Raw genomic sequence first — 7,187 nt, forward strand, 5'->3', positions numbered from 1 at the left:
AAAGCTTACCGTATAAGGGAAATAATGTTGGTTATTGAAGAAAATGCCTGAATATTCCTTCTTAATCTCTGTTCCCTGTTCCCTGTTCCCTGTTCCCTCGAACCAGTTGTTAAATTAGCATAACAAGTACGGTAGAGCCAGGATTCTGACTACAGTTATTTTATTCCTGACTCCCAAATACTAGATTTTCATAGAGGAGCTCAATAGGAAACTCAAAATCAATACTTGCTAGAGTAATCATGTCTCCTGGGATATAGGGATAATAAAGCCACATTCTACCTTCCCCCCTTGAGTAACGCTCAACGGCAATTTTTTCTGAGTCAATTAAAAGATACTCTTGTAAACTCGGCATTTGCAGATAATTTGATAATTTTTCACCTCTATCTCTGGCGCTAGTTCCTGGGGAAAGAACTTCCACAATTATCCTAGGATGTTGAATAAATTTCTGGGCTTTAATGTCTTGAGGATGACAGCTGACAATCAGATCGGGATAATAATAAGGACTTTCTGGAGAAACTTGGACTTTGACATCTGAGACATTGATTCGACAACCTTTAGCACCCAGATGAGGACGTAAGGCACTATAAAGGTTGAGGGTAATATCATTGTGGGGAATTGTTCCCCCCGTCATGGCGAAAATTTCGCCTTTGACATATTCATAACGAATATCTTGCTGGGGTTCCCATTCCAGATATTCTTGAACTGACATTTTTCCGCTGGGTTGAGGAATAGCTATCATGACTGTTTACCTGAAAAATTTTGACTACTGGGCCCGACAGTCTCGCAACCAAGTTTTTACAGCTTGTGCAACCACACCATTACTACTATCCCTGGGGGGAGATACTACCTGCTGTTGGGGATAATTACCTTCTTGGGTAAACATCATTACCAAACGCCAACCAGTGAGAGATTTTGTCAATAACAGCCGGTGAAATTGCTGCGATTCTACAGCCTTGCCGCTGATATACTGCCTTTCTAAAGTAGTAAAAAAAACCTGTTCAACCACCGTTGTATTTTGCCGCTCATCTATGTTGAGGGGTAGAGGTGCAAATTCAGGTTTTCCCGCCACCAGCATATAGCTATAAATGTCACTGCTTCTACTACGACGACGGGCGCGCTGAGATGCACGGTTAGCATAGCCAGGTAAATCACGCAATAGCTGAGTAGTTAATTTTTCTAAACTTGTCTGAGAACAAAGAGTTTCTTTCTGGTTTAGTGACATAGGTATATGGGCAAATACGGGATTATTCATAGTATTTGCTGTCAAGACTCCCCAGACAACTATAAACCACCAGCGATAATTGCTTCTCCTGACTTTTGCCTTCATGCCAACGTGGTTAATTCCTCAACGATCTGATTCCAGGCTAACTGAGGATCATCAGACCCAGTAATAGGACGGCCAATTACTAGGTAGTCTGCGCCAGCGAGTATAGCTTCGGCGGGGGTCAGCGATCGCTTTTGATCTGCCTTTCGTGCCCAACTGGGGCGGATACCTGGACAAACCAGCAAAAAGTCATCGCCACAAATTTGCCTTAACTGTGCTACCTCTTGGGGTGAACAAACAGCACCACTTAACCCACACTCCTGAGCCATGAGTGCCATTGCTAAAGCATACTCTGGTAATTCTAGGGGAACCTTCAAATCAATTGCCAGCTGCCGAGAAGAAATACTTGTAAGTAGGGTGATAGCAATTAACTGAGGTGGTTTCACACCCGCCTGTAACGCCCCCTCCTGTACAGCTGACCAAGCAGCTTTTAAAGCATCTTGACCAGCAGTAGCGTGAATTGTGAGTAAATCAACCCCATAACCAGCAGCAGCACAACAAGCCCCCGCCACAGTATTGGGGATGTCGTGAAACTTCAAATCTAAAAAAATCCGCTTTTGGCGAGACTTTAAAACTTCCAGAATTGCTGGCCCAGAACTAGTAAATAATTCTAAACCCACCTTCCAGAAATCTACCAGGGGTAACCGGTCTACAAGAGCGATCGCACTTTGTAAATCCGGCACATCCAAAGGCACAATAATCTTTTTATGTGTGTTCATCTGTGTACCCTAGGGGAAGCCGCTCAGGCCTCTACATCTGTTCCCAACTGCCATTAAAGCACTAAACGGACAAACTTATTTTTGCCAACTTGTAGAACCCGCCCCTCTAATTCACTCTCCCCCTGAAAAATGGTATCAACATCAGTAATGCGATCGCCATCTAGACGTACACCACCCTCCTGAATTTTGCGTTTACCTTCCCCAGTACTTTTACATAAACCCGTCACATTCAGAAGGTAAGCCAACTTCACAGGAAACTCCGAGACTCCCGCCAGGGAGAACTCTGGAACTGCACCTTCCTTACCGCCGGTTTTGGCCGCATCCTTAGCCTGAATAGCAGCAGCTTCACCGTTGTATTGTCGCACAACTTCCCATGCTAAAAGCATTTGGCGATCGCGGGGATTTTCTGGCAGTTGATCCAAAGGTAAATCAGTCAACAGTTCAAAATACTGAGATAGTAAATTATCAGGAACACCTTGTAACTTCTGATATTTTTGGGCTGGGTGTTCTGATAACCCGACATAATTACCGAGAGACTTAGACATTTTTTGCACCCCATCCGTACCGATTAAAATCGGCAGCAGTAACCCAAACTGTGGCTTTTGTCCAAAATGCCGTTGCAAGTCTCGCCCCACAGCGATATTAAACTTTTGGTCAGTTCCCCCTAACTCTACATCTGCTTCCACAGCCACTGAATCATAGCCTTGCATCAATGGATAGAGGAACTCATGAAGGAAAATTGGATTCTCTTTTTTATAGCGTTCCGCGAATCCCTCTTTGGCTAACATCTGTCCCACAGTCATAGTAGAGAGTAACTCGAGAATCTCCCCTAAATTAAGCCGGGATAGCCATTCCGAGTTATAACGCACCTCCAATCTACCAGGGGTGTCAAAATCTAAGATAGGACGCACCTGGTCAAGATAAGTTTGAGCATTGCGTGCCACATCTGCTTCTGTAAGCTGACGGCGCACCTCAGACTTACCTGTAGGATCGCCAATACGAGCGGTAAAATCACCAATAATCAAAACAGCAGTATGACCAGCATCTTGAAACGATCGCAGTTTCCGTACTGGTATGCTATGACCAAGATGAATATCAGATCCTGTGGGGTCAATTCCCAGTTTGATCCTTAAAGGTCGGTTCGTAGTTAACAGGCGTTTCTCTAAACTTTCAGTTTCACTATCAGCATCAGTTGGTTGGGGGAAAACTTCCACCACGCCACGATGCAGCCAAAAAAAATTTTCTTTCATACTCACAGATTCACCATTAACTATGTTTTGTACTCTATAGGAAGGCTGGTTGGTGATACTCATAGGCAATATGTCCGCAGTTTAATCTACCGAATTAATATAATGGCAAAAAATTAACCGCCTAGCTTCATTGAATAAATTACAGTTATATTTACAAGTGAGGAAGTAAGAAAGCCGTGTCGTCTTCTAGGACTTTGACAAATAAGCAACCGCAAGGTCACGCTTCATCAGGTTTTGAGTTTTTCAAAGGAGTAGGCCAAATAACTGGCGGTACTCTACTGTCAATCACCATGCTCGCCAGCTCCATTGTAGCCGGGGGGCTAGTTGGTCTGGCTGTTAGTTTCCGTAACTTACCAGATGTCAGACAGATGCGTAACTTTTTTCCCTCGGAAACAAGTTATATCTATGACATTAATGGTAAACTACTAGCTAGTCTTCACGGAGAAGCTAACCGGGAGGTGATTCCCCTAAATAGAATTTCCCCGCACCTTAAACGGGCAGTGCTAGCCAGTGAAGATAGTCATTTTTACGATCACCACGGTATCAATCCCAGTGGTGTGGGACGTGCTTTGGTAACGAACTTGCTAGCAGGTGGTGTGCGCGAAGGAGGCTCTACTATCACCATGCAGCTGGTAAAAAATTTGTTTTTATCTCACAGGCGTGCTTTTACCCGGAAGTTAGCTGAAGCAGTACTAGCAATTAGGTTAGAGCAAATCCTCAAGAAAGAAGAAATTCTAGAAATGTACCTCAATCAGGTTTATTGGGGTCATAATAACTATGGTGTACAAACAGCAGCACGCAGTTACTTTAACAAGTCAGCAGAAATTTTAAACTTGGCTGAGTCAGCCATGATGGCGGGATTAATTCAAGCACCAGAAGAATTTAGCCCCTTTGCGAATATGGAACTGGCAAAACGCAAACAAAGAGAAGTTTTGGGGCGGATGCTCGATTTGAACTGGATTAGCCAGGATGAATATGATCAGGCTCTCAACCAAGAACTTAAGTTTGGCAGAATTCGCTCTTTCCAAGGTAGCGCTTTACCTTATATTACTAATACTGTGTCTCGGGAGTTAGTTCAAAAATTTGGGCGTGACGCACTGATAAAAGGTGGAATGCGTGTGCAAACCACTGTTGATGCTGATTTCCAAATTATGGCAGAACAAACTGTCAGCAACTGGCATCAAAAATTGAACAGTCAGGGGTTAAGGGGTAATCAAATTGCTCTGGTAGCTATTGACCCCCGGACGCAGTTTGTTAAGGCTCTAGTAGGGGGTGTAAATTCCCGAACTAGTGAATTTAACCGTGCAACCCAAGCCCAGCGTCAACCAGGTTCTGCTTTTAAACCACTAGTATTCTATGCCGCTTTTGCCACTGGTAAGTATACACCAGATACCATAGTGCAAGATACACCAGTTAGTTATCGAGATGGTAGCGGTTGGTACAGTCCCAGAAACTATGATGGTGGCTTTCAAGGTGGAATGACAATACGTTCCGCCCTAGCCCAGTCTCGTAATATTCCCGTGATCAGGGTGGGTATGTCTATAGGCATGAATAAAGTTGTAGAAGTCTCCCGTACCTTGGGCATCAATAGTCCCATGAAACCTGTGACTTCTTTACCCCTAGGAGCTATAGGCATAACACCTCTGGAACTAGCGAGTGCTTACGCTACCTTTGCCAATTATGGCTGGAAGTCGCCACCGACGATTATGGCCCGTGTCACCGATAGTAGTGGCAATATCTTGTTAGATAATACACCCAAACCACGGTTAGTTCTCGACCCATGGGCATCAGCAGCCACCATTGATGTTATGCGTTCAGTAGTAACTAACGGCACTGGTAGAGCTGCGGATATAGGTCGTCCTAGTGCTGGTAAGACAGGAACAACTTCATCTGAAAGGGATATTTGGTATGTCGGGACTGTACCACAGTTAACAACTGCTGTCTGGGTGGGTAGAGACGATAACAGACCATTATCTAGAGGTGCAACCGGTGGCGGTATGGTGGCTCCTATCTGGAAAGATTTTATGGAACAAGCCCTCAAAGGTGTACCTTCACAGAACTTTAAGCCACCTTCCCAGTTTGAGCAACCTAAACCATAAATAATTAGTGCAATTTTAGTTTTTTGAAAAAAACTAAAATTGCACCAAGAAATTTAAATTCACTACTGCTGTTTTTCTAGTTCGGTTTTCATACGCTCTAGGGTCAGATGCATTTGCTCAAACATCTGCTGGGGAGTTACGCCAAATTGACCTAGCTGAGTTTTGAGTTGCTGCACAGTCATCTGCGCCATAAAATCCTCTGACAGCTCGAATCGCTTCATAAAGACGCGATAGCGATCCATCATAGCTTCCATTTGCTCGATGAATAGCTTTTTGCCCTCACGATCAAACTTGCCGTAGTTGCTGCCAAGTTTGATTAGTGCTTGATAATCCTCAAACAGCTGTTTTGCTTCCTGCTGAACTATATCAGAGTCAAAGAATCCCATTTTGCTTGTATTAAACTGAGTGTTGAGACTCAGTAGCTTATATTTTTGCCTCTATCATTATCTTAGTCTAGGGAATTCAGATAGAAAAGTAGTTTCGGCTTAAGTACGGTTTTTTACCGGAATTTCAACACTTGACTATGTGGTACCAGGGGACTGGGACTTATGGGGCAAGATGGGCATTTCTTAATCACCGATAAAATCTAACATGATGCGCTGATGTATACCCCCTAAAACTCTTACTTCATCGGCTATTGGCGAATAACACTGACCTTGGCGAATATCTTCAGGTGTTAATAATCTCATGTCCCAGCCTTCGTTTAAAACTAGTTGATTCAATTCGACTAAGAGTGGTGCATGAAACACATGACGAACCACAGTATCATCTACATAACAGCGGAATGCAAAAAATTTTGGCAGACTGTAGCCGATTTCTTCCATTACTTCTCGCTGGAGTGCTGCATCTGGCGTTTCGCCATCTTCCAGATGACCACCGAATAGCCCCCAGTAACCAGGGTAGAGAATACCAGGGATATTATCTCGCAGTTGCATGAGGAATTTATCTTGTTGATAAAGAATTGCGATCGCTACATGAACTGGTTGCTTAATCATGGATTTTTCTGGGTAATTCCTCGGAATTATCTTAACTTTCCGATACTTTTTTGCTACATTTCACTAACAAATACACTCTTTAAGAGAGGGCGTATCAACCAATGCACGTAGGAAAATCCCCCGCGCACCATTTATGTCCCGGCTCATTACCCGCCCGTCAGATGGAGACTTAACGAATTTAGCACCACCAAGGTTGGGGATGATTTCACCAGTCCAGCTGACTGTTTTTGATGTGTACGCTTCGTTGACATCCATCACTACTTTATTAGTCTCAAAAGCTTTGTGCTTAAGGAACTGCTTAAATCGGTAGTGAGAGAGTGTTAACATTTGGCGCACTGACTTTGACCTAATTCGTCGCTTTGCCTTCTGAGACATTTGGGATGTTTCAAAGGTGGGCAGTAAAATCATGTCAAAGTTATCAACCAAAAATCGAGCAGTTTTCTTGTGCAATTCGTCTACAAGGTTTTTGATTTTACCTCGCAGTCTACTAGCAGCAAGTTTCATCCTTCTTCTTTGTTTGCACTTGGCTTGAGTGAATTTAGAAATTAACTTATCTAAACGAAAACACAGCTTCTGAAGTAAATTAGCAGATGTGCCAATTTCACCAAAACTACATTCAGAAAAGAAGGTGATAAATGTTCTGATACCGGGGTCAAGTGCTACAACACGTCCTTGGTTATCAGACTTCTGTTGCAGCACATCCTCTGGAACTGTCAAATAGTAATCACGGTAGGCAAATACTAAACGACAGTCGCCAAAGCTTTGTGGTAAGGCTTCTTTGAAGGTTACCTTACCTAATA

8 protein-coding genes are annotated in these 7,187 nt (G+C 43.5%); 1 reads left to right on the forward strand and 7 read right to left on the reverse strand.

All coding sequences use genetic code 11. The annotated features are described in order from the left end of the window. Positions 1-160: 160 nt before the first annotated feature. The 4 genes from NWP22_RS17620 to tyrS are packed head-to-tail and all read right to left on the reverse strand — an operon-like array spanning position 161 to position 3,356. Positions 161-739 carry a Uma2 family endonuclease gene (locus tag NWP22_RS17620; RefSeq protein WP_271732843.1) on the reverse strand — a complete coding sequence of 193 codons (579 nt, stop codon included), beginning with the start codon at positions 737-739 and terminating at the stop codon, positions 161-163. Positions 740-763: 24 nt separating this feature from the next. Beyond that, entirely contained in the window at positions 764-1,327 is a 564-nt protein-coding gene (locus NWP22_RS17625) for a hypothetical protein (protein WP_271732844.1), read from the reverse strand. Next, on the reverse strand, positions 1,324-2,043 hold the full coding sequence (pyrF, locus tag NWP22_RS17630) for an orotidine-5'-phosphate decarboxylase (protein WP_271732845.1): 720 nt from the start codon (positions 2,041-2,043) through the stop codon (positions 1,324-1,326). Before pyrF ends, NWP22_RS17625 begins: the two co-directional genes overlap by 4 nt. A 53-nt stretch (positions 2,044-2,096) precedes the next feature. Then, positions 2,097-3,356, reverse strand: coding sequence for a tyrosine--tRNA ligase (gene tyrS, locus NWP22_RS17635; protein ID WP_425332624.1), 1,260 nt, complete (start codon positions 3,354-3,356; stop codon positions 2,097-2,099). Positions 3,357-3,469: 113 nt separating this feature from the next. Between tyrS and NWP22_RS17640 the strand changes: the two genes are divergently transcribed. Next, a complete protein-coding gene (locus NWP22_RS17640; protein ID WP_483413509.1) occupies positions 3,470-5,392 on the forward strand; it encodes a transglycosylase domain-containing protein in 1,923 nt (640 codons plus the stop codon). A gap of 62 nt (positions 5,393-5,454) precedes the next feature. Here the strand turns inward: NWP22_RS17640 and NWP22_RS17645 are convergent, their stop codons facing one another. The 3 genes from NWP22_RS17645 to NWP22_RS17655 all read right to left on the reverse strand — a co-directional run. Then, the gene (locus tag NWP22_RS17645) at positions 5,455-5,778 is read right to left on the reverse strand and encodes a DUF1825 family protein (protein WP_271732847.1); all 324 of its coding nucleotides are present in this window, start codon (positions 5,776-5,778) and stop codon (positions 5,455-5,457) included. A gap of 183 nt (positions 5,779-5,961) precedes the next feature. Beyond that, entirely contained in the window at positions 5,962-6,387 is a 426-nt protein-coding gene (locus tag NWP22_RS17650; RefSeq protein WP_271732848.1) for an NUDIX hydrolase, read from the reverse strand. A 63-nt stretch (positions 6,388-6,450) separates the two neighbouring features. Beyond that, positions 6,451-7,187: zinc ribbon domain-containing protein (locus tag NWP22_RS17655; protein WP_280802176.1), on the reverse strand; the 737-nt coding region annotated here is incomplete at its 5' end.

This window comes from Anabaenopsis tanganyikae CS-531, from assembly GCF_029891675.1.
GTDB lineage: Bacteria > Cyanobacteriota > Cyanobacteriia > Cyanobacteriales > Nostocaceae > Anabaenopsis > Anabaenopsis arnoldii.